Annotated in this window: 30 protein-coding genes and 1 tRNA gene; 14 read left to right on the forward strand and 17 right to left on the reverse strand. The window is 68.8% G+C overall.

Annotated elements, in window-relative coordinates; all coding sequences use genetic code 11:
* Positions 1–122: 122 nt before the first annotated feature.
* The 4 genes from nhaA to AB0G11_RS08500 are packed head-to-tail and all read left to right on the forward strand — an operon-like array spanning position 123 to position 3108.
* Positions 123–1313: a Na+/H+ antiporter NhaA gene (gene nhaA / locus AB0G11_RS08485; RefSeq protein ID WP_246643630.1), complete on the forward strand. Its 1191-nt coding sequence runs from the start codon at positions 123–125 to the stop codon at positions 1311–1313.
* A gap of 31 nt (positions 1314–1344) precedes the next feature.
* The gene (locus AB0G11_RS08490; RefSeq protein ID WP_219499409.1) at positions 1345–1758 is read left to right on the forward strand and encodes a phage holin family protein; all 414 of its coding nucleotides are present in this window, start codon (positions 1345–1347) and stop codon (positions 1756–1758) included.
* Entirely contained in the window at positions 1748–2665 is a 918-nt protein-coding gene (locus AB0G11_RS08495; protein ID WP_219499407.1) for an alpha/beta hydrolase, read from the forward strand. Before AB0G11_RS08490 ends, AB0G11_RS08495 begins: the two co-directional genes overlap by 11 nt.
* Positions 2662–3108: a DUF309 domain-containing protein gene (locus tag AB0G11_RS08500; protein ID WP_219499406.1), complete on the forward strand. Its 447-nt coding sequence runs from the start codon at positions 2662–2664 to the stop codon at positions 3106–3108. Before AB0G11_RS08495 ends, AB0G11_RS08500 begins: the two co-directional genes overlap by 4 nt.
* Here the strand turns inward: AB0G11_RS08500 and AB0G11_RS08505 are convergent.
* The 3 genes from AB0G11_RS08505 to AB0G11_RS08515 form a co-directional block, all read right to left on the reverse strand.
* Positions 3074–3709, reverse strand: coding sequence for a TetR/AcrR family transcriptional regulator (locus AB0G11_RS08505; RefSeq protein WP_219499404.1), 636 nt, complete (start codon positions 3707–3709; stop codon positions 3074–3076). The genes AB0G11_RS08500 and AB0G11_RS08505 overlap by 35 nt on opposite strands.
* A 4-nt stretch (positions 3710–3713) precedes the next feature.
* Entirely contained in the window at positions 3714–4688 is a 975-nt protein-coding gene (locus AB0G11_RS08510) for an aldo/keto reductase (protein WP_219499402.1), read from the reverse strand.
* Between the two features lie 86 nt (positions 4689–4774).
* Positions 4775–5965, reverse strand: a complete 1191-nt coding sequence (locus AB0G11_RS08515) for a MarP family serine protease (protein WP_219499400.1) — start codon at positions 5963–5965, stop codon at positions 4775–4777.
* Positions 5966–6047: 82 nt separating this feature from the next.
* Here AB0G11_RS08515 and AB0G11_RS08520 point away from each other — a divergent pair, with 82 nt between their 5' ends.
* Positions 6048–6554 (forward strand): HEAT repeat domain-containing protein, encoded by a 507-nt coding sequence (locus AB0G11_RS08520; RefSeq protein ID WP_219499397.1) that lies wholly within the window; start codon positions 6048–6050, stop codon positions 6552–6554.
* On the opposite strand, the gene AB0G11_RS08525 is transcribed toward AB0G11_RS08520, so the two are convergent.
* Together AB0G11_RS08525 and nth are read right to left on the reverse strand one after the other, a co-directional pair.
* Entirely contained in the window at positions 6531–7178 is a 648-nt protein-coding gene (locus AB0G11_RS08525; RefSeq protein ID WP_308125573.1) for a CoA pyrophosphatase, read from the reverse strand. The two genes, AB0G11_RS08520 and AB0G11_RS08525, sit on opposite strands and share 24 nt — an antisense overlap.
* A gap of 38 nt (positions 7179–7216) precedes the next feature.
* Positions 7217–7972, reverse strand: coding sequence for an endonuclease III (nth, locus tag AB0G11_RS08530; RefSeq protein ID WP_357584759.1), 756 nt, complete (start codon positions 7970–7972; stop codon positions 7217–7219).
* Positions 7973–8133: 161 nt separating this feature from the next.
* On the opposite strand from nth, the gene AB0G11_RS08535 reads away from it, so the two are divergent.
* Positions 8134–8865 (forward strand): Crp/Fnr family transcriptional regulator, encoded by a 732-nt coding sequence (locus AB0G11_RS08535; protein WP_219499392.1) that lies wholly within the window; start codon positions 8134–8136, stop codon positions 8863–8865.
* Here AB0G11_RS08535 and AB0G11_RS08540 read toward each other — a convergent pair.
* The 4 genes from AB0G11_RS08540 to AB0G11_RS08555 are packed head-to-tail and all read right to left on the reverse strand — an operon-like array spanning position 8847 to position 11109.
* Complete coding sequence (locus AB0G11_RS08540) at positions 8847–9638, reverse strand: MBL fold metallo-hydrolase (protein WP_357584761.1); 792 nt, start codon at positions 9636–9638, stop codon at positions 8847–8849. The genes AB0G11_RS08535 and AB0G11_RS08540 overlap by 19 nt on opposite strands.
* The gene (locus tag AB0G11_RS08545) at positions 9635–10450 is read right to left on the reverse strand and encodes an NUDIX hydrolase (protein ID WP_219499386.1); all 816 of its coding nucleotides are present in this window, start codon (positions 10448–10450) and stop codon (positions 9635–9637) included. The genes AB0G11_RS08540 and AB0G11_RS08545 overlap by 4 nt, the downstream gene beginning before the upstream one ends.
* Before the next feature lie 48 nt (positions 10451–10498).
* Positions 10499–10957, reverse strand: a complete 459-nt coding sequence (locus AB0G11_RS08550) for a RidA family protein (RefSeq protein WP_357584763.1) — start codon at positions 10955–10957, stop codon at positions 10499–10501.
* Positions 10954–11109 (reverse strand): DUF4177 domain-containing protein, encoded by a 156-nt coding sequence (locus AB0G11_RS08555; protein WP_156325316.1) that lies wholly within the window; start codon positions 11107–11109, stop codon positions 10954–10956. The genes AB0G11_RS08550 and AB0G11_RS08555 overlap by 4 nt, the downstream gene beginning before the upstream one ends.
* Positions 11110–11187: 78 nt before the next feature.
* Between AB0G11_RS08555 and AB0G11_RS08560 the strand changes: the two genes are divergently transcribed.
* The gene (locus AB0G11_RS08560) at positions 11188–12189 is read left to right on the forward strand and encodes an ArsA-related P-loop ATPase (RefSeq protein WP_357584765.1); all 1002 of its coding nucleotides are present in this window, start codon (positions 11188–11190) and stop codon (positions 12187–12189) included.
* The gene (locus tag AB0G11_RS08565; protein ID WP_357584767.1) at positions 12186–13313 is read left to right on the forward strand and encodes an ArsA family ATPase; all 1128 of its coding nucleotides are present in this window, start codon (positions 12186–12188) and stop codon (positions 13311–13313) included. Before AB0G11_RS08560 ends, AB0G11_RS08565 begins: the two co-directional genes overlap by 4 nt.
* 36 nt (positions 13314–13349) lie before the next feature.
* Here the strand turns inward: AB0G11_RS08565 and AB0G11_RS08570 are convergent, their stop codons facing one another.
* Positions 13350–13646 (reverse strand): WhiB family transcriptional regulator, encoded by a 297-nt coding sequence (locus AB0G11_RS08570; RefSeq protein WP_020542548.1) that lies wholly within the window; start codon positions 13644–13646, stop codon positions 13350–13352.
* A gap of 241 nt (positions 13647–13887) precedes the next feature.
* Between AB0G11_RS08570 and AB0G11_RS08575 the strand changes: the two genes are divergently transcribed.
* Positions 13888–16155 (forward strand): transglycosylase domain-containing protein, encoded by a 2268-nt coding sequence (locus tag AB0G11_RS08575; RefSeq protein ID WP_357584769.1) that lies wholly within the window; start codon positions 13888–13890, stop codon positions 16153–16155.
* A 40-nt stretch (positions 16156–16195) separates the two neighbouring features.
* Here the strand turns inward: AB0G11_RS08575 and AB0G11_RS08580 are convergent, their stop codons facing one another.
* Positions 16196–16651, reverse strand: coding sequence for a GatB/YqeY domain-containing protein (locus AB0G11_RS08580; RefSeq protein ID WP_219499362.1), 456 nt, complete (start codon positions 16649–16651; stop codon positions 16196–16198).
* A 59-nt stretch (positions 16652–16710) separates the two neighbouring features.
* Here AB0G11_RS08580 and AB0G11_RS08585 point away from each other — a divergent pair, with 59 nt between their 5' ends.
* Both AB0G11_RS08585 and AB0G11_RS08590 read left to right on the forward strand, forming a co-directional pair.
* Positions 16711–17604 (forward strand): metallophosphoesterase, encoded by an 894-nt coding sequence (locus AB0G11_RS08585; protein WP_219499360.1) that lies wholly within the window; start codon positions 16711–16713, stop codon positions 17602–17604.
* Positions 17605–17665: 61 nt separating this feature from the next.
* Positions 17666–17739: transfer RNA gene (locus tag AB0G11_RS08590), tRNA-Pro, on the forward strand.
* A 132-nt stretch (positions 17740–17871) separates the two neighbouring features.
* Here the strand turns inward: AB0G11_RS08590 and AB0G11_RS08595 are convergent.
* From AB0G11_RS08595 to AB0G11_RS08615, 5 genes are all read right to left on the reverse strand, one after another.
* A complete protein-coding gene (locus AB0G11_RS08595; RefSeq protein WP_357584771.1) occupies positions 17872–18543 on the reverse strand; it encodes a hypothetical protein in 672 nt (223 codons plus the stop codon).
* A 92-nt stretch (positions 18544–18635) separates the two neighbouring features.
* Positions 18636–19559 (reverse strand): site-specific integrase, encoded by a 924-nt coding sequence (locus AB0G11_RS08600; protein ID WP_357584773.1) that lies wholly within the window; start codon positions 19557–19559, stop codon positions 18636–18638.
* Positions 19560–19781: 222 nt separating this feature from the next.
* Positions 19782–20003 (reverse strand): helix-turn-helix domain-containing protein, encoded by a 222-nt coding sequence (locus AB0G11_RS08605; protein ID WP_357584774.1) that lies wholly within the window; start codon positions 20001–20003, stop codon positions 19782–19784.
* Positions 20000–20596 (reverse strand): hypothetical protein, encoded by a 597-nt coding sequence (locus tag AB0G11_RS08610; protein WP_357584776.1) that lies wholly within the window; start codon positions 20594–20596, stop codon positions 20000–20002. The genes AB0G11_RS08605 and AB0G11_RS08610 overlap by 4 nt, the downstream gene beginning before the upstream one ends.
* A complete protein-coding gene (locus AB0G11_RS08615; protein WP_357584960.1) occupies positions 20593–21051 on the reverse strand; it encodes an AAA family ATPase in 459 nt (152 codons plus the stop codon). Before AB0G11_RS08615 ends, AB0G11_RS08610 begins: the two co-directional genes overlap by 4 nt.
* Positions 21052–21135: 84 nt before the next feature.
* Here AB0G11_RS08615 and AB0G11_RS08620 point away from each other — a divergent pair, with 84 nt between their 5' ends.
* Positions 21136–22092, forward strand: coding sequence for a NaeI family type II restriction endonuclease (locus AB0G11_RS08620; RefSeq protein ID WP_357584778.1), 957 nt, complete (start codon positions 21136–21138; stop codon positions 22090–22092).
* Between the two features lie 25 nt (positions 22093–22117).
* On the opposite strand, the gene AB0G11_RS08625 is transcribed toward AB0G11_RS08620, so the two are convergent.
* On the reverse strand, positions 22118–22762 hold the full coding sequence (locus AB0G11_RS08625; protein ID WP_357584780.1) for a hypothetical protein: 645 nt from the start codon (positions 22760–22762) through the stop codon (positions 22118–22120).
* 155 nt (positions 22763–22917) lie between these two features.
* On the opposite strand from AB0G11_RS08625, the gene AB0G11_RS08630 reads away from it, so the two are divergent.
* Entirely contained in the window at positions 22918–24330 is a 1413-nt protein-coding gene (locus AB0G11_RS08630) for a transcriptional regulator (protein WP_357584782.1), read from the forward strand.
* Positions 24323–26143, forward strand: coding sequence for a DEAD/DEAH box helicase (locus AB0G11_RS08635; protein ID WP_357584784.1), 1821 nt, complete (start codon positions 24323–24325; stop codon positions 26141–26143). The genes AB0G11_RS08630 and AB0G11_RS08635 overlap by 8 nt, the downstream gene beginning before the upstream one ends.
* Positions 26144–26185 lie beyond the last annotated feature (42 nt).

Genomic DNA, 26185 nt, shown 5'->3' on the forward strand with positions numbered 1-26185 from the left:
TCGGGACATGTGGCCGGGTAGGGTGGGTGTCTGGTGTGCCGGGAAGTCGGGTCGGCGTCATGGGGAGCCGTTCCCCCTGACCTGACCTTCGAGAGGGCTTTCACGTGCGCCGTGCCACCGATATGTGGCCTTTCACACCCACCATCCGCTATGCCCGCACCCTGACCGAGGCGCTCCGCACCGAGACGCTGGGCGGCATCGTCATGCTGGCCGCCACGGTCGCCGCACTGGTGTGGGCCAACGTCTCCCTCGACTCCTACACCGGCCTGGTCAAGACCGAGATCGCCGGGATGGAGATCTACAAGTGGGCCCAGCACGGCCTGCTGACGATCTTCTTCTTCGTCGCCGGGCTGGAGGTCAAGGAGGAGTTCGTCCACGGCGAGCTGGCCAGCCCGCGCAAGGCCGCGCTGCCCGTGCTCGCCGCCGTGGCCGGCATGGTCGTCCCCGCCGCGATCTACCTGCTGGTGAGCTGGGGTGCTCCCGGTGCGGGGCGGGGCTGGGCCATTCCCACAGCCACCGACATCGCCTTCGCGCTCGCCGTGCTCGCCGTCACGGCCAGCGCCATGCCCGCCGCGCTGCGCGCGTTCCTGCTGACCTGCGCCGTGGTGGACGACCTCGGCGCGATCACCATCATCGCGGCCTTCTACACCGACCATCTCGACCTGCCCATGCTGCTGGCCGGAGCGGCGCTGATCGGCGTGTACGGCGTCCTGCAACGGCGCGGCGTACGCACGCCCTGGATCCACCTGCCGCTGGCCGTGGCCGCCTGGTACGCCGTCGAGCAGAGCGGCGTGCACGCGACCGTCGCCGGGGTCGCGCTCGGCCTGCTGACCCGGGTGCACGCCCGCGACAGCGAGGAGCGCTCCCCCGCCGAGGCCGCCGACCACTACATCCGGCCGATCTCGGCGGGCCTGGCCGTGCCGGTGTTCGCGTTCGTGTCGGCAGGGGTGAAGCTCGACGCCGAGAGCCTCGGCGCTATGTTCTCCGATCGGGTAGTTCTGGGAGTGATTGCGGGGCTCGTGGTGGGCAAGTTCCTGGGGGTGTTCGGCGGTGCCTGGCTGGCAGTGCGGCTGGGGCTGGCGAGGCTGTCGCAGGAGCTGCGCTGGCGGGACATGGCGGCGGTGTCGTTGCTTGCCGGGATCGGGTTCACGGTGTCGCTGCTGATCGGCGATCTGGCCTATGGTGCCGATCAGGAACGGGCAACCGCCGTGACCACCGGGATCCTCGCGGCCAGCGTCATCGCCTCCGTCCTGGCAGCGGTGCTGCTGCACACCCGGGTGCGCGAGCGCCGCAGCGCACTGGATGATGATTGACACGGCCACCAGGCCTCGATAGGAGACGTTCATGCCGCAGACTCCCGAGGAAGAATCCCTGGGCTCGCTGGTCGCCCAGGCGAGCAACCACATCTCGACCCTGGTCCGATCCGAGATCGAGCTGGCCAAGGCCGAGTTCCGGTTCGACGCCAAGCGGGTGGGCATGGCGGGCGGGCTGTTCGCGGCCGCCGCGTTCATGGCACACCTGTGCCTGATCCTCGCCTCGTTCACGATCGCCTACGTGCTGGAGCAGTGGCTGCCCAAGTGGGCGGCGTTCCTCATCGTGACCGTGTTCTACCTGCTCGTGGCGGGGCTGCTGGTGTTCATCGGGGTGCGCCGGCTCAAGGGCCTGGCCGGCATGAAGCGGACCGCCAGATCGCTCAAGGGACTGAAGGAGATCGCCTCACCGGAGGAGCTGCCGGCGGGGAGCCGAGATGGCACCTGACGAGGCGGTCGTCCGGATCGAGGGGCCGTGGAAGCACCGGGCGGTCCACGCGGGCGGCACCAGGTTCCACGTCGTGGAGGCCGGTGACGGGCCGCTGGTGCTGCTTCTGCACGGGTTCCCGCAGTTCTGGTGGACGTGGCGGCACCAGCTGGCGTCGCTGCCCGCCGCGGGTTACCGCGCCGTCGCGGTCGACCTGCGCGGCTACGGCGGCAGCGACAAGCCGCCGCGCGGCTACGACCTGCCGACGCTGGCCGCCGACGCGACCGGGCTGATCCGGGCGCTGGGCGAGACCGGCGCGATCGTCGTCGGCCACGACTGGGGCGGGCTGCTGGCCTGGACGATGGCGGTGCTCGACCCGAAGTGCGTGCGCCGGCTCGTCACGGTGTCGGCGCCGCATCCGCTGCGGCTGCGCAACTCGCTGCTCACCGACCCGTTCGGCCAGCTCAGGTCGAGCCGGGTGCTCGGCTTCCAGCTTCCGCTGCTGCCCGAGCGCAGGCTGACCCGCAAGAAGGCGGCGCTGGTCGGCAGCCTCCTCGACGGCTGGTCGGGGCCGAACTGGCCCGACGCCGACGTCTCGCGGACCTACCGCGAGGCGTTCCGGATCCCGGCCGTGGCCCACTGCGCGCTGGAGTATCACCGCTGGTTCGGCCGCTCGCAGCTACGGCCCGACGGCCTGCGTTACGCGCGTGCCATGCGGACCGAGATCGAGGCCCCCACCCTGCAGTTGCACGGCGCGCTCGACCGGTGCATCCTGCCGCGGACGGCGCAGGGGTCGAGCCGTTACGTGGCGGCCCCGTACCGGTGGCGGCTGCTCGAAGGGGCGGGCCACTTCCCCCACGAGGAGATTCCCGACGTGTTCGACACGGAGTTGCTCGGCTGGCTGGCCGATCCGGAGCCCGACCGATGAGAGACCGCGACCCCGAGGGCCGGCCGCGCAACGCCAGGCCGCGCGACGAGTACGGCAGGCCGCTCCCCTACGGCTCGCCCGGCGTGGCCCGGGTGCCCGACGACTACGCGCCGAGCACGGAGCAGGCGCTGGCCGACGGCCGCCGGTTCCTGGCCGAGGGGCTGCCGTTCAACGCGCACGAGGTGTTCGAGGGGCGCTGGAAGTGCGCGCCTGAGGAGGAGCGCGAGCTGTGGCAGGGGCTGGCGCAGATCTGCGTGGGCCTGACCCATCTGCAGCGGGGCAACGGCCGGGGTGCGCTGACGCTGTTCGCCCGCGGCGCGGCGCGCGTGCAGGGCTTCGGCGAGCCGTACGACGCGGTGGGCCGGGCGGCGTCGGGCCTGGGCCACGACAGCGACCCGGCGGCGGCCGTCAGCCTGATCCTGGAGTCGTTGCCGGGCCGGTGAGCGCCGCGCGCCCGGCCAGCAGGGCGAGCGTGGCGTCGGCGGCCCGGTCGACGGCGATGCCGACGGCCTCGTCGCCGGTGCCGAACATGCCCAGCCGCAGCAGCCCGGCGTAGCCGTGGGCGACGGCGGCCACGGCGACGCCGAGCGTCTCGGCGGTGGGCCGGTCGCCGCCCGACAGGGCGAGCGCGGCGTCGTGGAACGCCTCCTTGACGGGCCGGGCGGCGTGCTCCAGCTCGGGGGCGGCGACGGCGGAGAAGGTCGGCCCGGCCAGCGCCTCGAACAGTGCGGGGTGCCCGGCGGCGAAGCGCACGTAGCCCCTGGCGACGCCGACGAGCCGCTGCTCCGGCGTGGTGCCGCGACTCTCGGCGGTGACGGCGGCGACCAGCCGCTCGCCCGCGCGCACGCCCACGGCCAGCAGCAGCTCGTCGCGGTCGGCGAAGTGGCGGTAGGGGGCGCTGGGGGCGACCCCGAGCCGCCTGCTCGCCTCGGCCAGGGAGAAGCCCTGGACACCGTGCTCGGCGATGAGCTCGACCGCGGTGTCGATCAGCGCGGCGCGCAGGTCGCCGTGGTGGTAGCGGTCGCGTTTGGTGGTCCGGGGCATCCCCTCAGGTTAGCGGCCGGGACAGTTCGTCCAGGAGGTCGCGTTCGGCCCGGTCCAGTTCGAAGGCCATCGCGCCGGCGGCCTCGGCGGCCTGGGCGGGCCTGGAGGCGCCCGGGATCGCGACCACGGTCTCGCCGTAGTGGGTGATCAGCCAGTTGAGCGCCACCTGGGCGGGTGAGACGCCGTGGGCGCGGCCGAGGTCCTTCATCGCGGCGATGAGCGGCGCGGTGCGCGCCAGGCCCTTCGCGGTGAGCCGGCTGTGGCCGAACACCCTGCGCATCGGCGGCAGGTCCCTGACCCGGGCGGGGTCGTCGTGGAAGCGGCCGGTGAGGATCCCGCCTTCCAGGGGCGAGTAGGCGATGAGCGTGACGCCGAGGCGGCGGGCCGTGTCGAGCACGCCGTCGCGCTCGACGTTGCGGTGCAGCAGGTTGATCCGCACCTGGTTTGCGGCCAGCGTGACGCCTTCCTGGGCGAGGACCCGGTGGGCGAGCTCCATCTGCCGGGCGGAGAAGTTGCTGACGCCGACGTGGCGGACCTTGCCGGCGCGTTGCAGCGCTGCCATGGCCCTGAGCTGGGCGGGGATGCTCGACAGGCTGCCGGTGGGCATGTGGATCTGGTACAGGTGGATCGGGTGGCCGCCGAGGTGGCGCAGGCGGCTGCCGATGCTGCGGCCGATGTGCCCGGCGGTGCGGCCGAGGGGCGGCCACTTGGTGGCGACGGTGACCTCGCCGGGGGCGATGCCGCACTCCTTGAGCGCGGTGGCCAGCATGCGCTCCGACTGGCCGCCGCCGTACATCTCGGCGGTGTCGAACCAGGTGACGCCGCCGTCGAGGGCGGCGCCGACGACGGCGGTGACGGTCTCCTGGCCGATGTCGCGGACGATGTACTTCGCCACGGACCGGCCGCCGGTGAACTGCATGCACCCCAGGCCGATGGGGCTGATCTCGATGCCGGTCGTGCCGAGCGTACGTGTCTTCATGCCGACCCCCATGTGATGGACATTCACAATGTGATGGACATTAACATGAGGGCATGCCGAACGAAAGCCCCGGCGGGGAGCAGGGGTCAGTCGCAGCTCTGGGTGTTGGCCGGCGAGGTGTCGGTGCGGCCCTGGTCGGCGTCGGGCTTGACCTCGGCGGCGGTCAGCGCGTAGCCGGTCTCCTCCTGGCTGATCGCGGCCGCGAAGATCACGCCGAAGACCCGGCCGTCGGCCGTGAGCAGCGGCCCGCCGGAGTTGCCCGGCAGCACCTTGCCGCGCACCGCGTAGACCGACCGGGTGACGTTGGAGGAGCGGTAGATGTCGGGCCCCTCGGCGTCGAGCTGGTTGCGGATGCGGGCCGCCTCGGCGGTGAAGCCCTTGCCCTTGGGATAGCCGGCGATGATGGCGTTGTCGCCCTTCTCGGCGGTGCCGTCGAAGGCGAGCTGCGGCAGGTTGAGCCCCGGCACGTAGAGGACCGCGATGTCGCGGCTCGGGTTGTAGCGCACCACGGTCGCCTTGTGCCGCCGCGACCGGTGGTCGATCACCTGGAGGTCGCGCGTGACGCCGGCGACCACGTGCGCGTTGGTCATGATCCGGTCGCGGGCGTAGACGAAGCCGGTGCCCTCGATGTGCTTGTTGCAGCTCTCGGCGTTGCCCTGCACCTTGACGATGGCCCGCTGGGCGCGCGCCAGCCGCTCGCCCTGCAGCACGCTCTGCGCGGGCGGCGGCACGTCCACGAACGAGCCCGCCCCGATGGCGTCGAAGACCGGCGGGAACTCCGAACGGTCGATGAGCTTCTTGAACGGCTGCTGCCAGTTGCGCGCCGACTGCGGGATGGCGTCGTCGATGGTGGTGAGCAGCAGTGACTGCCTGACCTGGTCGACCAGCGGCGTGAAGGAGGTGGAGACGACCAGCGACCCGATCAGCCAGGCGATGACCAGCACCGACAGCGCGCTGGCGAACGTGCCGCCGACCGCGTCGGCGACCCTGGCGGGCTCCCAGGTGACGTGGCTGCGCACCACGGCCCCGATGGTCGAGGAGGCGAACTGCCCGATCGTCGCGGCGAGGAAGACGATCACGATGGCGAGCAGCGCCTGCGGGGTGTCGCCGTCGACGATCGCCTTGGAGATCGGCGGCGCGATGAACACCCCGAGCAGCGCCCCGCCCACGAACCCGACGAAGCTGGTGACGCCTATGATGAAGCCCTGCCGGTAGCCCGAGACGCCGAAGGCGATCACGAGGCCAATCAATATGAGGTCAAGCAGATCGCCGCGCACCCTTCAAAGCTAACCAGGGATACGGTCAAGTGTGCACGTCTTCCGCCAGGACGGCGTCACCCTGCGGGTTACCTTGATCCCTATGCCGCCGGTCAGAGATCTCATCGACGCAGCTCTCGACGACCCCGACCCCGACGGGCAGGTGCGCTGGCAGGTGATCTCCGCCCTTCGGGAGCGGGGCGACCTGGAGTGCTTCATCGAGGCGCGGCGGCTGTGCGCGGCCGACTCCGTCACCGAGCGGCTGCTGGGCGTCGACATCCTCGGCATGCTCGCCGCGTACGTGGACCGCACGCTGCCCGTGCTGCGCTTCCTGGCGGCGGGCGAGGACGACGTCATGGTGCTCTACTCGGTGCTGATCGCGTTCGGCCACCTGGCGGACCCGCGCTCGCTGCCGTCGGTGATCGACCTGGCCGGGCACCACGACCCGCGCGTCAGGTACGGCGCGGCCTACGCGCTCCAGCACGTGCTGGGCGACCCGCCGGACCGGACCGGGCTCGACACGCTGCGCCGGCTGACCGCCGACAGCGATGCCGACGTGGCGGGCTGGGCCGCGCTCGGCTTCGCGCTAACCACGGGCCGTGAGGTTTAGCACCTCCGGCGGGATGTCCTCCACGCGCGTCGCGTCCCACGGCCGCTCCAGGCCGCCCACGCGCAGCACCGAGTCGAGCACCACCGCGGTGAACCCCCACACGAGCATCCCGCGCACCCGGAACGCCGGGCCGGCCATCTCCTGCGAGAGCCGCATCGTGAGCCGGTTGCCCGGGTCGACCAGCTCGGCGACGGGCACCCGCTCGACGGAGTCGACCTCGTCGGGAGAGGCGGCGTGCACCGCCGACGGGGTGTGCCACCAGCCGAGCACCGGGGTCACCCGGTTGTCGCTGTGGGACAGGTAGAGCTCGGGCATCGTGCACAGCACGCGCACGCCGCGCGGGTCGAGCCCGGTCTCCTCCTCGGCCTCGCGCAGGGCCGCGCCGACCGGGCCGCCGTCGCCGGGGTCGACGCCCCCGCCGGGGAAGGCCGGCTGGCCCGCGTGCCTGCGCCCGCGCATGCTGCGCTGGATGAGCAGCACGTCGGGGCCGAGCGGGCCCTCGCCGAACAGCATCAGCACCGCCGCCTCACGCCCGCCCTCGCCCGGCGGGCGCATCCGCTCGGGCACAGGGGTGCGTACGGCCTTGGCCGCGAGGTGGTCCAGCCATGCGGGGACGTGGGTCACGCAACCTCCAACACACCGAGCCTCCGGGGACTTCCCGGTCAGGAGAACGGGCCGGGCCGGACGAGCTTCTGGGCCTCCTCGGCGCTGGTGGGGCCGGTGCCGTAGGAGGGGCAGAGCGCGGCGAGCGGGCAGACGCCGCAAGCGGGCCGGCGGGCGATGCAGATGCGGCGGCCGTGCCAGATGATCCGGTGGGAGAAGACCGTCCACTCCCGCTTGGGGATCAGCTCGCCCACGACGTGCTCGATCTTGACCGGGTCGGTCTCCTCGGTCCAGCCGAACCGCCTGACCAGCCGCTGGAAGTGCGTGTCGACGGTGAGCCCCGGCACCCCGAACGGCTCGCCGGTCTCGGGGTCGACGGCGTTGCCGAGCACCACGTTGGCGGTCTTGCGGCCGACGCCCGGCAGGGTGACGAGGTCGTCGAGCCTCTTCGGCACCTTGCCGCCGAACCTGTCGCGCAGCCCGGCCGAGAGCCCGAGCAGCGAACGCGCCTTCGCCCGGTAGAAGCCGGTCGGCTTGATGATCGCCTCCAGGTCCTCCGGGTCGGCCGCCGCGAGGTCGTCGGCCGTCGGGTACTTGGCGAACAGCGCGGGCGTCGTCAGGTTGACCCGCACGTCGGTGGTCTGCGCCGACAGCACGGTGGCGACCAGGAGCTGGAAGGGGTTGTCGAAGTCGAGCTCGCAGTGGGCGTCGGGGTAGGTCTCGGCGAGGATCCGGTTCATCCGGCGGGCCCTGCGCACCAGGCCCAGTCGTGTCTCGGGCCTGCGCCTGCGGGCACCCGCCACATTCGTCGCCATGCCGGAAAGGGTATGTCTCCGCGACACCGCCGCGTGCCGGTACGCCCAGGACGGGCTCGGGAGAGCTGACGATGGTGATAGATCCCCTCTTTTGGGGATAAGCCCGCGTCTGTGCCTGAATGCAGCCGAAGGTCAGGCGCACGAAAGGGTACGAGTAACCTATGTGTGCCGCATGCAGTGGGGTGAGTCACAATGGCAGCAGAGGAGGACGCGTGAACACGGAAGAAGTGCTGGGCAAAGCCCCTCTGTTCGCCGCGCTCGACCGCGAGAGCGCAGCGGCGTTGCGGACGAGCATCACCGAGGTGCAGCTGTCCAAGGGACAGACGCTCTTCCACGAGAACGAGACGGGCGACCGGCTCTATGTCGTCCTCGACGGCAAGATCAAGCTGTCCCGCACCTCCCCCGACGGGCGCGAGAACCTGCTGAGCGTGCTCGGCCCGAGCGAGATGTTCGGCGAGCTGTCGCTGTTCGACCCGCGCCCGCGCACCGCCACCGCGACCGCGCTGACCGACGTCCGGCTGGCCGGGCTCGGCCACGACGACCTGCGGCCCTGGCTGACCGGCCGCCCCGAGGTGGCGCTCCACCTGCTGCGCGCGCTCGCCCAGCGGCTTCGGCGCACCAACGACGTGCTGGCCGACCTGGTCTTCACCGACGTGCCCGGCCGGGTGGCCAAGCAGCTCCTCGACCTGGCCGAGCGGTTCGGCACCAAGACCGACGACGGTCTGCGCGTCCACCACGACCTCACGCAGGAGGAGCTGGCCCAGCTCGTCGGCGCCTCACGTGAGACGGTCAACAAGGCGCTGGCCGACTTCGCGCAGCGCGGCTGGCTGCGCATCGAGGCCAAGGCCGTGGTGATCCTCGACATGGACCGGCTCTACAACCGCTCCAGATAGTCGAGCTGGGCCCGCACCGACAGCTCGGCGGCGGGCCACAGCGACCGGTCGACGTTCGCGTACACGATCTTCACGATCTCCCTCGGCGTGCGCGCGCCCTGCTCCCGCGCCTGCCTGATCTGGTCCAGGCGCTCGCGCCGGTGCGCGATGTAGCCGTCGAGCGCGCCGATCGGGTCCGGCAGCACCGGCCCGTGGCCCGGCAGCAGCGCCCGCGCCTCCAGGCTCTCCGCCACCGCCCTGAGCCGGTCGAGGCTGCGCAGGTAGTCGGCCAGCCCGCCGTCGCCCGCGATGATCGTGGTGCCCCGGCCCAGCACGGTGTCGCCGGTCAGCATCGCCCGGTCGGCCGGCAGCCAGAAGCACAGCGAGTCGAACGAGTGCCCCGGCGTCCCGTACACGTGGATCTCCAGCCCGGCCACGGTCACCACGTCGCCGTCGGCCAGGCCCTCCTCGCCCAGCCTGTGGCGGGGGTCGAGGGCGCGTACGGGAGCCCTGACGAGCTCGGCGAAGCGCCGGGCGCCGCCGCTGTGGTCGAAATGGCCGTGGGTGAGCAGGATCTCCCGTACCCGGCGCCCGCCCAGGTGGTCGCGGACGCGCAACAGGTGACCCTCGTCGCCGGGGCCCGGGTCGACGACCACGACCTCGTCCTGGCCGCCGATGACCCACGTGTTGGTGCCGTCGAGCGTCATCGCCGACGGGTTGGGCGCGAGCAGGTTCTCGGCGTGGTCCGTACGGGACCCGTCGGGGCCGCCGATCGGGATGTGCAGGCCGCTCATCCGGTCACCAGCCGCCACTCGCCGTCGACCTCCACGACCTTCGGCATGATCGTGACGATCTCCCGCTTCTCGGCCAGCACCGACTCCACGCCGTCGTGCCCGGCCAGCTCGGCGAGCGTCTGGCGGGTGGGCGGCATCAGGAAGATCTCTCCCCGGTCGGCCAGCGCGACCGCGTCGGCGGGGCGCTGCCAGACCACCTGGTCCGCCTCGCCGCCTACGTCGCGGGTGCGCTGGCCCTCCGGGAGCACGGCGACGAAGAAGCGGGTGTCGAAGCGCCGGGTCTCGACCTCCGGCGTGATCCAGTGCGCCCACGGCTTGAGCAGGTCGGAGCGCAGCACCAGGCCGCGCCGGTCGAGGAAGTCGGCGAAGGACAGGCTGCGGTCGATGAGCGCCAGCCGGTCGGCCTCCCACCCGTCACCGGTCGTGTCGGCGACCACCGAATCGGGCCCGGCGCCCGCGAGCAGCACGCCCGACTCCTCGAACGTCTCCCGCACGGCGGCGCACACCAGCCCTCTGGCCACCGCCTCGCCGGCTCCGAAGATCCGCCCCCACTCGGCGGGCGACGGCCCGGCCCAGGCCACGGCCTGGTCGGTGTCGCGCGGATCGACGGAGCCGCCGGGGAAGACGTACGCCCCGGCGGCGAAGGCCATCGTGGCCTTGCGGCGCAGCAGGTAGGCCTGGACGCCGTCGGGCCGGCCCGGGCGCAGGATCGCCACCGTGGCGGCGTCCCGCGCCGGGGCCGGGTCGACCTGCCCGGCGATGATGCCCCGTGCCCGCTCGGCGAGCTCGTCGGGGAGCCGAAGTCCAGCCACATGACCTCCTTCTAGAACATCACTCGGTCATGGTGACATATCGGACCTTCAGGACACCTCCGCGATCAGCTCCACTTCCACCGGAGCGTCGAGGGGCAGCGCGGCCACGCCGACGGCGCTGCGCGCGTGCTTGCCGGCCTCGCCGAAGATCTCGGCCAGCAGCTCGCTCGCGCCGTTGGCCACCTGCGGCTGCTGGGTGAAGTCGGGCGCGCTGGCCACGAAGACCACGGCCTTGACGATCCGCTTCACCCGCGACAGCTCGCCGACCTCGGCCTTGAGCGCGGCGACGGCGTTGAGCGCGCAGATGCGGGCCTGCTCGCGGCCCTCGTCGACGCCCAGGTCGACGCCCAGCTTGCCGGTCTGGTGCAGCTTGCCCTCGACCATCGGGACCTGGCCCGAGGTGTAGACGAGCTGACCGGTGCGCACGGTCGGCACGTAGGCCGCCAGCGGGGCCACGACCTCGGGGAGCGTCAGGCCCAGCTCCTCGATCTTCTGCTCGGGACTCATGCCTTCTCCCTCTTGAAGTACGCGACCAGCTGCTCGGGCGTCGCGCCCTGCACGATCTGGACCAGCTCCCAGCCGTCGGCGCCGAAGTTGTCGAGGATCATCTTGGTGTTGTGTATCAGCACCGGGGCGGTGAGGTACTCCCATTTCTTCATGGGGCTCAGCGTAGTGTGAGCAATCTCAAACGGTGGTCGCGGGCTTTCGACAAGTGACCGTTCGGTAGCCTCGAAGTCGTGGACTCTCCGGACACGGACTGGGACGGCGTGCGACTGCACGTCGTCACCGGCAAGGGCGGCACGGGCAAGACGACGGTCGCCGCGGCCCTCGCCCTCGCCCTCGCCGCAGGCGGCCGCAAGGTGCTGCTCGTGGAGGTGGAGGGCCGCCAGGGCATCGCGCAGATCTTCGACCTGCCGCCGCTGCCGTACGAGGAGCGCCGGATCGCCGTGGCGCCCTCGGGCGGTGACGTGTTCGCGCTGGCCATCGACCCCGAAGACGCCATGCTCGAATACATGGAGATGTTCTACGGGATGCGCCGGGCGGGTCGCGCGCTGACCAAGATGGGTCTCGTCGACTTCGCCACCACCGTGGCCCCCGGCTTCCGGGACGTGCTGGTCACCGGCAAGACCACCGAGGCCGTGCGCCGGCGCGGGCGTGACGGCAAGCGGGTCTACGACGCCGTGGTGCTCGACGCGCCGCCCACGGGCCGCATCACGCGGTTCCTGAACGTCACCCAGGAGGTCGCCGGGCTGGCCAAGGTGGGCCCGATCAAGAGCCACTCCGACCTCGTCCACGGCGTCGTGAAAAGTCCGGAAACGGCTGTGCATTTCGTGACGCTGCTGGAAGAGATGCCCGTCCAGGAAACACTCGACGGAATCGCCGAACTCGCCGGCGCGGGACTGCCCACCGGTGGCATCTTCATCAACATGGTGCGCGAATCCCTCCTCCCGCAGGCCGCCCTTGACAGGGCTGTCAAGGGCGGATTCGACGCCGGAGAGCTCACGCTCGGCCTCAAGGCCGCCGGGCTCGCCGACGGGTCCGACGCCGGCGCCCTGGCCGAGGCGCTCGCCGAAGAGGTCGTCGAGCACGCCCGCCGCACCGACCTCGAACGCGCCGAACGCGAATCGCTGGCCGCCTCCACGCTGCCGCGCTACGAGCTGCCGCTGCTCACCGACGGGGTGGACCTGGCAGGGCTGTACGAGCTGGCCGAGAGCATCCGCAAGCAGGGAGCAGCGTGAAGAAGCCCGCCACCCTCGACATCGACGCCATCCTCGACGACCGGGGCACCCGGATCATCGTCTGCTGCGGCTCGGGCGGCGTCGGCAAGACCACCACGGCCGCCGCGCTGGGCCTGCGCGCCGCCGAACGCGGCAGGTGTGCCGTCGTGCTCACCGTCGACCCGGCCCGCCGCCTGGCCCAGTCGATGGGCCTCACCGAGCTCGACAACACCCCGCGCCTGGTCACCGAGAGCGAGGACGGCGGCCAGCTCTACGCGATGATGCTCGACATGAAGCGCACGTTCGACGAGATCATCGAGGCGCACGCCGATCCCGAACGGGCCCGCCAGATCCTGTCGAACCCCTTCTACCAGTCGCTGTCGTCCAGCTTCTCCGGCACCCAGGAGTACATGGCGATGGAGAAGCTGGGCCAGCTCCGCCGCTCCGACGAGTGGGACCTGATCATCGTCGACACGCCGCCGTCACGCTCGGCGCTCGACTTCCTCGACGCGCCGGAACGGCTCGGCCGCTTCCTCGACGGCAGGTTCATCAAGCTGCTCACCGCACCCGCCAAGGCCGGCGGGCGCAGCGCGTTCAAGCTGCTCAACGCCGGGTTCGGGATCGTCGCCGGAGCCATGACCAAGCTGCTGGGCGCGCAGGTGATCAAGGACCTGCAGACGTTCGTGTCGGCCCTGGACGCGGTGTTCGGCGGTTTCAGGCAGCGCGCCGACCAGACGTACAAGCTGCTCCAGGCACCCGGCACCGCCTTCATCGTGGTCGCCGCGCCGGAGCGCGACGCGATGCGCGAGGCTTCCTACTTCGTCGAGCGGCTGGCCGAGGAGCGGATGCCGCTCGCCGGCCTGGTCGTCAACCGGGTCCACGAGTCGCCGGCGGCGACGCTCTCGGGGGTGAGAAGCGCCGCCGCGGCCGAAGACCTGGAATCGCGGGGCGAGCACGAGCTGACCGCGGCCGTGTTGCGGCTACACACGGGCCGGATGCAGCTCGCCGCTCGCGAGCACCGGGAGCAGGACCACTTCGTCAGCGCCCATCCCACGGTGCCCATCGCCAAGGTGGCAGCCATGACCGAGGACGTGCACGACCTGGATGGCCTGCGACGCGTCGGAGAGCTCCTGGCGAACGGCTGAGAGCACGGCCGGGGTCGGCCGCGCTCTCGGGCCGGCTCAGCCGGCGATCAGCTCGTTGGTCCGCTCGTACTCTTCTTTGGCCGACTCGAGCAGCTCGCGCCACGAGTCGACGTCCGGTCGCCGCCGAAGCAGCGCTCGCCGCTCCCGCTCGGTCATACCGCCCCACACCCCGAACTCGATGCGGTTGTCGAGCGCATCGGCGAGGCATTCGGTACGGACAGGGCATCCTCGGCAGATGAGCTTCGCCCTGTTCTGGGCGGCTCCCTGGACGAACAGAGCGTCAGGATCCGCACCTTTACAGGCGGCACGGGAGGTCCAATCCGTGATCCACATTTTCGACCCCACTCCCCTTAGGTGGTCAGTCGTCAGTTGGGGCCGACGGGCGCGGGCGCCGAGCCTCCGTATTCAGTTGCCGCAGGGAGAACGTACGCAAGAAGACCTTCGGGCCGACAGACCCCAGAGGACCAAATTCTCGCTGGAGTCTTGACCGGGAATGACTAGTCACCCCCGTCAGTCAAGGCGAAATGCAGGCGTGTTACCGATAAGGTCACCCTTTCGACGTACCCTTGGTACTGTGCAAGCTCAGGGCAAAGATCGTTCCTCGCCGATCCTGAACGTCATCAAGCTGATCGCAGCTGGGTCGGCCGCAGGCGTGCTGGCGGCAGCCGTGGCGCTGCCCGCGGTCGGCGGCGCGGGCGTCTCCGCCAAGAGCGGCATGGAGATGCTCGACCTCAAGCCCGAGGACCTGGCCGAACCGCCGCTGTCCGAGCGCACAGTGCTGCTCGACGCCAACGGCGACCAGATCGCGCAGTTCTACTTCGAGAACCGCCAGTCGGTGACCCTCGACAAGGTCGCGCCCATCATGCAGAAGGCCCTGATCGCGATCGAGGACTTCCGCTTCTACCAGCACGGACCGATCGACATCGAGGGCACCACCCGGGCGCTGATCAAGAACCTTACCACCGGCGGCGTGACGCAGGGCGGTTCTTCGATCACACAGCAGTACGTGAAGCAGGTGCTGGTCAACTCGGCCGAGACGCCCGAGGAGCAGGCGGCGGCCATCGCCCCGACGATCTCCCGCAAACTGGCCGAACTGCGCTACGCGATGGCGATCGAGAAGAAGTACACCAAGGACCAGATCCTCGAGCGCTACCTGAACATCGCCTACTTCGGCGCCGGAGCCCACGGCATCCAGGCAGCCGCCAAGCGCTTCTTCGACAAGCCCGCCTCCAAGCTCACCCTGGCCCAGGCCGCCACCCTCGCCGGCGCCGTCCAGAACCCCGCCAGGACCGACCCCAACGTCGGCCCCAAGTCGCGGGCGCTGCTGCTGGAGCGGCGCAACGTGGTGCTCGACCGGATGGCCGAGATCGGCACCATCACCAAGGCCGAGGCCGCCGACGCCAAGGCCAAGAAGCTCGGCTGGAAGGACGTCCCGTTCCCCGGCGGGTGCGAGGAGAGCGAATACCCGTACTTCTGCCTCTACGTGCAGAACGAGATCCTGCTCAACGCCGACTTCGGCAAGACCGCCAAGGACCGGCTCAAGCTCCTCCAGCGCGGCGGCCTGACCATCAAGACCACGATCGACCCGAAGATGCAGAAGGCGTCCGAAAAGGCGATCAAGAAGTACGTGAGCCCCAAGGACAAGCCCGTCGCCGCCCAGGCGATGATCGTCCCGGGCACCGGCGAGATCAAGGCCATGGCCGCCTCCCGCAAGTACGGCAACAACAAGAAGAAGAACGAGATCAGCTACAACCTCGTCGCCGACATGGCACACGGCGGCGGCCCCGGCTTCCAGCAGGGCTCAACCGCCAAGGCCTACACGCTGGCCACGGCGCTCGAAGAGGGGCTGAAGTTCAACGACGGCTTCCCCTCCCCCGCCGGCTACACCGCCTCCGGCTACAGCGCGTTCAAGAACTGCAAGGGCAAGAACGTCGGCGACCCCAGCCACGAGGTGCGCAACTCCAGCGAGGGCGGCGGCGGCTTCAAGACCCTGCAGACCGGCACCTGGGGCTCGGTCAACACGTTCTTCATGCGGCTGGAGCAGGAAGTCGGCCTCTGCAAGGTGGTCAAGCTGTCCAAGCGCCTCGGGCTCAAGCGGGCCGACGGCGACGACCTGCGCGAGTTCGAGACCTTCACGCTCGGCATCAACGAGGTCGACCCGGTCACCGTGGCCAACTCCTACGCCGTCTTCGGCGCGCGCGGCAAGTACTGCCAGCCGCTCGCCGTCACCGAGGTCAAGGACCGCTACGGCGAGGTCATGCGGTTCAAGCCCAAGTGCTCGCAGGTCATGGACGAGGAGGTGGCCGACGCCGTCAGCGCCGTGCTGGAAGGCGTCTTCACCAAGGGCACCATGACCGGCGTCGGCGGCATCGGCCGTGACGCCGCCGGCAAGACCGGCACCACCGACGGCTACACCGCCGCCTGGTTCGCCGGCTACACCCCGAACCTCGCCTCCGCCGTCAGCCTCGGCGACCCGCGCGGCGCCTTCGCCCACGACCTCGTCGGCGTCACCATCGGCGGGCAGTACTACGGGTACGTCTACGGCGCGTCGATCTCCGGGCCGATCTGGAAGGACTCGATGATGGCCGCGCTCAAGGGCGTCGAGGCGGCCAAGTTCCATCCCGTCGACCAGTCACGCTTCGGCGGCTGCACCGACGAGTGCGCGCCCAAGCCCAAGAAGAAGGACAAGGGCGACGACGGCGACGAAGGCGGTCCCGACGTCGGCGACCCGTCCGACCTGGCCGACTGGTTCGACGACCGGCGCGGCGACGGCAACGGCGACAACGACCGGGGCCAGAACGGCGACTGGGGCGACAACCCGCTCCTGCCCGCCCGCAACTAGCCCGCGGGCCTCCGGCCCCGCCAGAGGCCCGCCACAGCCCTCAGGACGCCAGCCGCGCCCGCACGGCCGCGGCCACCCGGCCGCCCTCGGCCCGCCCGGCCACCTTCGGGTTGACGACCTTCATGACCTGGCCCATGGCCTGCGGCCCCGACGCGCCGGTCTCGGCCACCGCCTCGTCGACCAGCCTGGCCAGCTCCTCGTCGGAGAGCTGCGCCGGCAGATACTCCTCCAGCACCGCCTGCTCGTCCAGCTCCGCCTGCGCCTGCTCGGCGCGCCCGGCGTTGCCGAAAGCCTCCGCCGCCTCCCGCCGCTTCTTCGCCTCACGGGTCAGCACCTTGACGATCTCCGCGTCGGAGAGCTCCCTGGCCTCCTTGCCGGCGACCTCCTCCACGTTCACCGCGGCCAGTGCCATCCGAATGGTCCGGAGCCGAACCTCGTCCCGGGCCTTGAGTGAGGCCGTCAGATCGGCCTTCAGCTTGTCCTTCAATGCGCTCATGCGGTCCATCTTGCCGCGTGCGCGAACGCCCCGTGCCGGATGTCGGGCATCATGAAGAGGTGAGGAAAGCAGTCGCGGTGCCCCTGTCAGTGCTCGGCCTCGGCCTGGCCGGGCTCGGATACGCCTCGGTCGTGGAGCGCAACTCGTTCCGGCTGCGGCGCTTCGACGTGCCGGTGCTCGCCCCCGGCCAGCGGCCGGTGCGCATCCTGCACCTGTCCGACCTCCACCTGACGCCCCGCCGCACCATGCTGATCAACTGGGTGCGCTCCCTCGGCTCGCTGGAGCCCGACCTCGTCGTCAACACCGGCGACTCCATCGCCCACCCCGACGCCGTCCCGTCGCTCCTGCACGCCCTCGAGCCGCTGCTCGCCCGGCCCGGCCTGTTCGTGTACGGCTCCAACGACCTCTACGCCCCCCAGCCGAAGAACCCGGCCCGCTACCTGTGGCGCACCTCCCGCAACGAACGCCGCCAGCACATCCCCAACCTCCCCTGGGAAGAGCTCGGCGCCGGCATGGCCGCCGAAGGCTGGCTCGACATGAACAACACCACCGCCCGCCTCAAGGTCGGCGACCTCGACGTCGCCGTGGCCGGCATCCACGACTCCCACATCTCCCGCGACCGCTACGACCTCGTCGCCGGCCCCGCCCCCGCGGACGCCGACCTGCGCCTCGGCGTCATGCACTCCCCCGAGCCGCGCAACATGACCGCCTTCGCCGCCGACGGCTACCAGCTCCTGCTCGCCGGCCACACCCACGGCGGCCAGCTCTGCGTCCCCTTCTACGGCGCCCTCGTCACCAACTGCGGCATCGACCGCGCCCGCGTCAAGGGCCTCAGCCGCCACGACTCCGCCTGGCTCCACGTCTCCGCCGGCCTCGGGACCAGCCCGTACGCCCCCGTCCGCTTCGCGTGTTTCCCGGAGGCGTCGCTGCTCACGCTGGTTCCCCGACGGTGACGGTCACAAGCACGCCCGAAGTCGGCTAGACTTTCCCAGGCACGAGCAAGACGGCGTGCACCGGGGTGTAGCGCAGCTTGGCAGCGCGCTTCGTTCGGGACGAAGAGGTCGTGGGTTCAAATCCCGCCACCCCGACAGTATTGCCACAGGTAGAAGGCCGCTTCCGAAGATCGGAAGCGGCCTCTTCTGTCTCCTGAGTGACTAACTGCGTGACTACGCTCTCCATCGGTTCCGGGCGTCCTGGCCCTGTGTCCCTGTCCCGACATCTCAGGGACCCTTGACGCTCTTCCGTCCAAGGGCTGATCGAGCAGAAGCGTAGGTTCGCCTTACCCTCCTGAAGTGGGGCTTACGCGGAGGACGAAGGTCGCGGGCGAGCAAGGTGATCTCGTCAGTCAACGCTGTCGTGACCTTCTTCTCATACACCCAGTGCTCCCGAAATTTTTCCTCATCGAATTCCTCCTGCACGTGATCCCATAGGGACACACCGATCGCCCCCACGTGAAAGCCTCTCCATCGCGCTTTCAGCTTTACAAGCCGCTCCGCTTCGGGCTGTATGCTGACGATTCGATCCACGAGCCATTTCACCCGCGTGTCCGCCACAGTCTTGTAGCTGATCACCGACTCCTCGGCCTTTTCTCGAAGCTCTCGTACAACTTGATCGCGGCGCACGGGATCGATGTCACGATGGCCTGTATTAAACGACACGTTGATAGTGTGCAGCAGCCAAAGATCACGACGAACAGCCTCTGTTCGTATGGGCAACTCGGTCGTCAACAACTCCCCCAACGCAAGGACGTCTCGCTCCCAGCGATCCTCGCGTCGTTTCCTCGCTTCGACCGCTGGCACCACGAGGCGCTGGATGACAAGCTGGGCGATGAGGGCGAGCGCCGCACCCAGGAGGATGGGGGGCAGCCAACTAAGGCTTGTAGCAATTTGCATAAGCCAAGGGTAGTGCATCTTAGCGCGTATTTGTTATTGGGTTGAGTGGGCCCACCTCGTGGAGACAGGCCCGCCAAAGCAGATCGGTGTCTCTATGGAGTCGGCAGGATAGCGTCCATCACGGTCGCTCCCGTCTGAAGTACCGGTCGGATTTGTTTACGATATACAGCCTCAGTCACCGCTGTGCTGCTATGGCCCACCAGGCGAGAGATTTCCTCTAGGGGGATTCCGCTGTCCGAGAGCAGCGATACGAAACTGTGGCGCAGTTCGCGAGGCGTCCACTCTTTCGCGTCCACGCCCTCCGCATCTTTGATGGCGTTGCGGAAGTCGCGCCGAACGTTGGCAGCGTCCAGTGGCTTGCCCGTGGCCGATGCGAACACCAGCCCGCTTTCCGACCATGCGTCGCCTTGCTCACGTTGCTGGATTATCTGATGTTGGCGGAGGAGATCCACGCAGCGCTTGGGGAGAGCGAGGGTTCGGCGGGATTTCCGGGTCTTGGTGTCTCCCCCCGCGCGCACAGAGCGCCAGACGGCCACATGCGGAGGAATGGGCGGACTGGCGTCCGGCAGGCCATCCAGGTCCACGTGATCCCATGTGAGCGCCCGCAGTTCCTCCGTGCGCCCTCCTGTGAGCAGGGAGAACACGATGTAGGCGTGCATGCGGGAACTCTCAGCCGCCTTCAGCACTGCTTCCGCCTGGGGGAATGTCAACGCCTTGGACGGACGTCCTTCCTTTCCCTTCGGGACTGAGCACAGCGCCACTACGTTCCGCTTGACCTTGTCCCGCGCCATCGCTCGTTTGATCGCGCGGTTCAGGCAGCCGTGAAGGCTCTGAAGGGTCCGGGTGCTGAGTGTCTTCGCCTTGGTGGCGAGCCACTTGTCCACGTCTTCCGCGCTCAGATCACGCAGCTTTCGAGCGCCCAGGCCAGGGACGATGTGGGTCCTGCACAGGATCGTGCAGGTCTTCACCGTCGCGGAGTCCCGGCCGTTCAGGCCATAGGCCAGCCAGTCGTTCACCGCGCCCTCTACGGTGTAGTCGGCCGGGGCGATGGCGAGGCCGTCCTCGTAGTCCCGCAGGACTTCCTTGAGCTTGTTCTTGGCTTCGGTTTGGTCTGCCGCTGCCTCGCTTCACGATCCGCTTGCCGCTGGGGTCGTAGCCGAGGCTGGCGGTGGCGATCCAGCGTTGGCGCTTGTCGTCCCAGTGGAGGCCGCCGTCTCCTCTGCCGCGTCGCTTGGTCATCAGGCTGCTTCCTCGGCTTCCTTCTCCAGGAGGGCGATGTAGGCACGGATGGCGCTGGCGGTGATGAGGCGGGCGCGGCCCTGCTTGATGGAGCGCAGGCGGCCGGTGCGGATCTGGTCGTAGATGACGGTGCGGCTCATGCGAAGCAGGCGCATGGCGTCGGTGACGCGGTAGAGCTGGGTGTCGGCGAGCCGGACACTGTCCGGCGTTGAGGTGGTCACTGGTGGATCTCCTCGTCGGCGTGGACAGCGAGGACGGGCAGCAGGGCCGGTTGTCCTTCGTGGGTGTGGGCGTTGGTGCTGGTCGTGGTGTGGGCAGGGATGGCTGGGACGCCGGGGACGTCTCCCGGTGGTGTGCCGGGACGGCGGTAGTGGCCGGTGGCGTTGACGCAGAGCTGGCCGTCGGCGTTCATGCGCTGGCCGGTCTTGCGGACGTTCTCGTAGGACAGGCCGGTGCCCTCGGCGATGGCTTTGGGCGTGATGCCGGGGTGCTGGCGGACGTGGCGGATGATGGCGGCGCGGGTGTCGGACAGGGCGTGGTCTTCGGGTGGGCCGTCCAGGAGATGCCAGAGGCCGGCGGCCGGTTGGAAGGCCATCGCGTACTCGGCCTCTTCGACGTCGCGGCCGGTGACGTGCAGGACGCCGTCAGCGGTGCCACGGGCGCGTTTGAGGACCAGAGTGGCGTCCGCTGCTCCGGCCAGGCCGTTGGTGCCGGAGACCTCGGAGAGAAAGTGTTCGGAGGCCATCTTGCGGACGTGGTGGACCAGGACGACCGCCACACCGTACGTGTCGGCCAGGCGCTTGGCGCGGGTCATGGCGGCGTAGTCGGCGTCGTACGCGGACAGGCCGGGCGTGTGTTGCCCCGAATCTTGGCGAAGACGTCGATGACGACCAGGCGGGCGTTGCTGTGGCGGTCGAGCCAGCGGGCGATGGCTTCCTCCCCGCTCTGCGGGAGGGTGGGGCAGGTGGTGGCCAGGGTCAGGTCCTTGGGTGCGGGCTGGCCGCCCAGGATCTTGCCCATGCGGTTCTGGAGACGGCGGGCGGTGTCTTCCAGCGCGAGGTAGAGCACCGGGCCGGCTTCACCTCGATGGCTTCCAGGGCCTTGGCGCCGCTGGCGACGGCGACGCCCAGGCCGAGACTGGGTCAGGACTTGCCGGCCTTGGGCGGGCCCGCTATCCGTGCCATCTGAACCTGGTCCATCTCGACTTCCGAGGGGATTCGAATCACTCCCAGTAGAGGGCCTGCGCTCCGCCGTACGGAAGGTGACAATGAGATTGAGGTCCGGCGGTGCGACGCCCTCGGGGGTGCCGCAGTCAGCTACGGAGTTGTCGGTGACCCTAGCTACCCTCTGCTCATGATCGACGAATCAGCGCCGGCGCCTGACTCCGAACTGGAGAGAGTGTTCGCCCACATTCTCGCCCTTGAGGACGTTGAGTCGAGGTTCGGCAAGGCCATTCGCAGAACCTTCGACATGCTCCTGGACGGGAAGAACACCGGCCGCTACCGCTGGTGCAAGCTTCACAAGACGGAGAAGACGCACTGCGGGACGTTGGTCGAGATCAACCTGCAGCGCGAGTTCACCTTCGACGACGGCACCTTGCTCGACTACTCCATCGCCGGAGCAGAGGTCGACTGCAAGTATTCCCAGACGCTCGGCGACTGGATGATCCCTCCTGAAGCGGTCGGACAGGTCTTGCTGGGCATTTGGGCAGACGACGAGCTCGGGAAGTGGTCTGCTGGCTTGATTCGAGCGGAGCCCCATCTCCTGACGGGCGGCCAGGGCAACCGCGATCTCAAGCGGCGCCTGACAAAGGACGGGAAGGCTTCGGTCCGCTGGCTGTTCAGTAACTCGGATCTCCAGGAGAACCTGCTCCTGCACATGCCCCAGGACGACGTCGAGGTCATCATGGGCAAGAAGCACGGCACCCAACGCGTCGATGAACTCTTCCGCCGTGCCCAAGGCCGCATCGTCGGTCGTACCGCTGTCGCCACCGTCGCGCAGCAGGAGGACTACATGAAGCGGGTCCGGGGCAACGGGGGCGCCCGGACCAGCCTCAAACCTGAGGGCATCGTCATCTTCGGCCATTACGACAAACACCGAGCGCTTGCCCGGCAGCTTGGTCTGCCGGTGCCGGCACCGAGGTCGGGAGAATCGGTGAGCGCACGCCTTTCGCGTCGGCAGGCGCATCACAGCGGGCGCCCGCACATCTCTCTCCAGGGAAAGGAGTGGGTGATCGCCCTGCCAGAGGATCCCGTGGAAGAAGCACCCACACTCCCCAGTACCAAGAAATCCACTCCCGAGAAGAGTTAGGTGCCCACAGCCAAGGGTACGCCTCTCAGCCGGACAGCTCCTTGGCCAGTGCAGCGCGCGCATCGGCCGGCAAACGCCGATATGAAGTCCACGCTCGATCGAGCGCCGTCGGTCCGCGTCGTCCTCGCTCGATCCAGCGGGAGAGACGCTTGCGATCGGCTTCGTCCAGATCTCGAATGTCGGAAAGGATTCGGCGCACGTCGCCGAATTCTCCCTCTTGCATGCCCGATCGGCAGCGCTTGCATTCGGTGATGAGCTGTTCCTCGATCTCGCCCCCTGGCAGGCGTACCTGCCGGCGAGTGACAGCCAGGACCGCCGTTTCGTTGGGGGAGTCGACGTAGCTCTCGCCTCCGGCAACGCCGCACACCACACACTGGTACTCGTCGGCAGCGAAGATGGCCTGGCGCTGTTTAGCTGTGATCGTCTTTGCTGCGGCGCTCTGCCGGACGCCGGGCTTCCAGACCGGAAGGCCGGCCTTCACGAAGCGTTGCTCCTCGGGACGGAGCGTGACATCGTCAGAGCTAGTGTGAATCACCCATCCGTAGTCACGCAAGCCTCGCATGCGGCGGTCTGCTTGCGAGACGCCAGGAAAGGCGCCGCGATGCTGCTCTTTCGTGAAGACGTTGCCTTCGCCTATTTCGGTGACCAGCCACAACGCGGTCCGGACCATCGTTCCAGCCTTGAGGGTCTTATCATCCCACCTGGGTAGACTCACGGTGACTCCACGCTGTTATCCGACTACATCATTCATTATGGCTGGAATTGTCGGTGGCGAGTGCCACCATGCTGCGTGACGCGACTCTAGGAGACAGGGAGCAGCTGGGCATGGGCAAGTACGGGGTCCCCCCGCAGGCGGAGGAGATCCGCGCCATGATCACCGAGCGGATGAACGAGGCCATCACCGCCAACGGTGAGAAAATCACCATTGAGTGGCGTGGACAGCAGAAGCATCTCTACGTCATCTCCATGCCCGTCGACCTGCTCTACTACAACCCCGACACCCATCGCATCAGGGCGCAGCGAACGCTCGACCCGGCCCGCGATCGCGAACTGGAAGATGCGCCGTGGGGCAAGGCCGGCCAGGACTACCTGGATGTTCTCCTCAAATGCCAGCCGTCCGACCCTGACAAGGTCGACGCTGAATTCGAGGCGCTCCGCGACAACCTGGAGAACTTCGGTCAGAAGGACCCGGGGATCATCACCTCGGAGGGAATTCTGGTCAATGGCAACACCCGGTGCGCCGCTCTGCGCGAGTTGGGCGAGAAGTACATCAGGGTGGGCGTTCTGCCGGAATCCTCGACTTGGGATGACATCAACACCGTTGAGCTTGCCCTGCAACTCCGCAAGGAGTTCAAGCGCGACTATTCCTACATCAACCGGCTCATTGCGATCGAGGAGCAGGTCAAAGCCGGGCGCCGGACAGATGACATCGCCCGCGAGTTCCATATCAAGACCAAGACCCTCGAACAGGACCGCTGGGTCTACGCCGTCATCATGGACGCCATCAAGCGCAGCCGGACGGCGGAAGGTGCTTCACTCAAGCTGATTGACTTCGAGGACCAGCAGGAGAAACTCCGCGAGCTGCATCGCGCCTACCTGCAGACGGCCGCTACTGACAAGGATGCCGCCGAGGCGCTCAAGGAATCCCGCCTTGCCATGATTGTCCTTGGCTACGCCAAGACCGACGTACGGCTCGCGCAGCCTGATTTCCACACGAAGTACTTGGACGCGAAGCTCCCCGAGTCCATCAAGCCCCAGGAGCAGGCCTCGATCCCGGTGAGCATTCCAGGGATTCCCGATGTGACGGTCCCGGACGCCACGCCGACCGCGAAGGTCACCAAGGCGCTTACTGACAAGCTTCTCCAGGCGAAGGCAACAGCTCAGGCGGGCCCGAAACTGGATCCGGCGAAGGTGACCAAAGCGGCCGAAGCGATCAAGACTGCGAAGGAATCCTTCGACCGAGCGCTCGAACCCGCGGGCCGTGACAGCCGCCTGCAACAGCGCAGGCTGGCCGCGCCTGAGCGGCTTTCGGACGCATGTGACGACATCGATCTGGCCATCGGCGAACTCGCTCAGGCCCGGGCAACCCGGGCGCTCGATGAGGCGGCGTTCGACGACGCCTTGATCAGGCTGCGTCAGTCTCTGGAGAAGCTCGCCAAGCAAGCGGGCAAGACGTTCACCGAGCCGGGCGACGGCGTGGCCTGGCTGCTCGACATCACGTCGCTGAACAATGACTGAGACGACGCCCAGCCTGGAGATCGTCTTCGGCGATGCCGCCACCATGGCCCGCTTCAGGGTGCGTGACGGATTCGAGGACGATCTCCGGCAGCTCGTCAGCCGGTTCCGCTCTGCCGTACAGAGGTCGGCCGGTTCCGCGGACGTCGACATCGACGATCTGCTCGTGAATCTGGCCGAGCTCGCCACGTGGCCCGAGCCTTCCACTGTCTCGTGGGACCCCCAGCTGGCTGCCTTGGCGCGGGACACGACGCTCGACGCGCGATCAGTGGCGGATCGTCTGAGCGGGGAGCCAGCGGGTGCGATTGATCCCGAGGACATTGCAGAGCTTCTCGGCCCAGGCTGGCGGGGGCCGTTGACGTCGTTCCAGCGCAGGGATATTGCGCGCCTGTTGTCTCTACGTCACGGGGCCAACTTCTCCGTGCCAGGGGCGGGCAAGACCCGGGTGGGACTCGCTGTGTTCCAGGCATTGCGGCACGCGGGAGAGGTTCGGCGCCTACTGATCGTAGGCCCGAAGTCGTGCTATGAGTCTTGGCAGTCCGAGAATTTGGAGTGTTTGGCAGAGCCGCTGCGGATGGGGATCATCGACGGGTCGATTGACCTGGCCGCGGATACGCTGATCATCAACTATGAGCGCCTCCAAGGCTCTATGAACGCTTTGGCCCGTTGGCTCACCGAGCAACCGTCGCTGCTCATCCTCGACGAGGCTCACCGGATGAAGCTGGGTGCGGAGGGCGCGTACGGCTCCGCGTGCCTCGCGCTGGGGCCGAGGGCTCGTCGCCGCCTCATTCTCACTGGAACCCCGGCTCCTAACGGGGCCAAGGACCTGGAGAACCTGTTTGCGTTCGTATGGCCGGGGCATGGGCGGCAAACGGTGGCGCGAGCCGTTGGCGGGGGGAACCTCGCCCAGGCAAGCAGAGTCCTGAGGCCGCTTTTTACCCGGACCACCAAGGGTGAACTTGGCCTTCCAGCCGTCACCCTCAGCCAGCGGCAGCTCGACCTGCCACCGCTCCACCAGGAGATCTACGATGCGCTGCGCGGGCTCTATTCGGTGCGAGCCGCCACGTCGCAGGACGACTTCCAGGCCATGGGCAAGATCACCATGTACATGCTGATGGCGTCCATCAGCCCGGCCTTGCTCGCCGTGGGCACCACTCGATATGAACCTCTCGCCTACCAAGTTCCGCCTCTGCAGATTCCCGATGGCTCACCTCTGATGGATCTGATGCGGGACCTGCCCAGCTACGAGATGTCGCCCAAGTACCGGGAGGCGCTCGCCATCGTCGCGAGCAACGCGGCTGCTGGGCGGAAGACCCTCGTCTGGTCGAACTTCGTCCGCAGCGTGACCACCTTGGAGCAGATCCTCAAGGAGTTCTCACCAGCACTGGTGCACGGCGGGACCGAGGATCGCGAGGAGCAGATCACTCGCTTCCGTCAGGACCCGGACTGCATGGTGCTGCTGTCCAACCCCGCCACCCTCGGCGAGGGGATCAGTCTTCACCACGAGTGCCATGATGCCGTCTACGTCGATCGTGACTTCGTCGCTGGTCGTTTCCTCCAAAGTCTGGACCGGATCCACCGGCTGGGGCTGGAGCCGAGGACAGAAACCCGGATCACCGTACTGACCAGCAAGAACACGCTGGATGATGTGGTCGCCCAGAGGCTCGACACCAAGCTGCGGTTCATGGGGACCATTCTCGACGACCCCGCCGTGCAGCAGCTCGCGGACCTCACCGAGGAGCCGACGGTCGGCGGCGGCCTTGATCTCCACGACCTGCAAGCGCTGATGGGCCATCTCCGTGCCGGTTCCTCCTGATCCAGTCCTGCGAGCAGCTTCCCGGTGGCTGAACCACCTGAC

Source organism: Nonomuraea sp. NPDC023979, from assembly GCF_040639085.1.
Classification (GTDB): Bacteria; Actinomycetota; Actinomycetes; order Streptosporangiales; family Streptosporangiaceae; genus Nonomuraea; species Nonomuraea ceibae.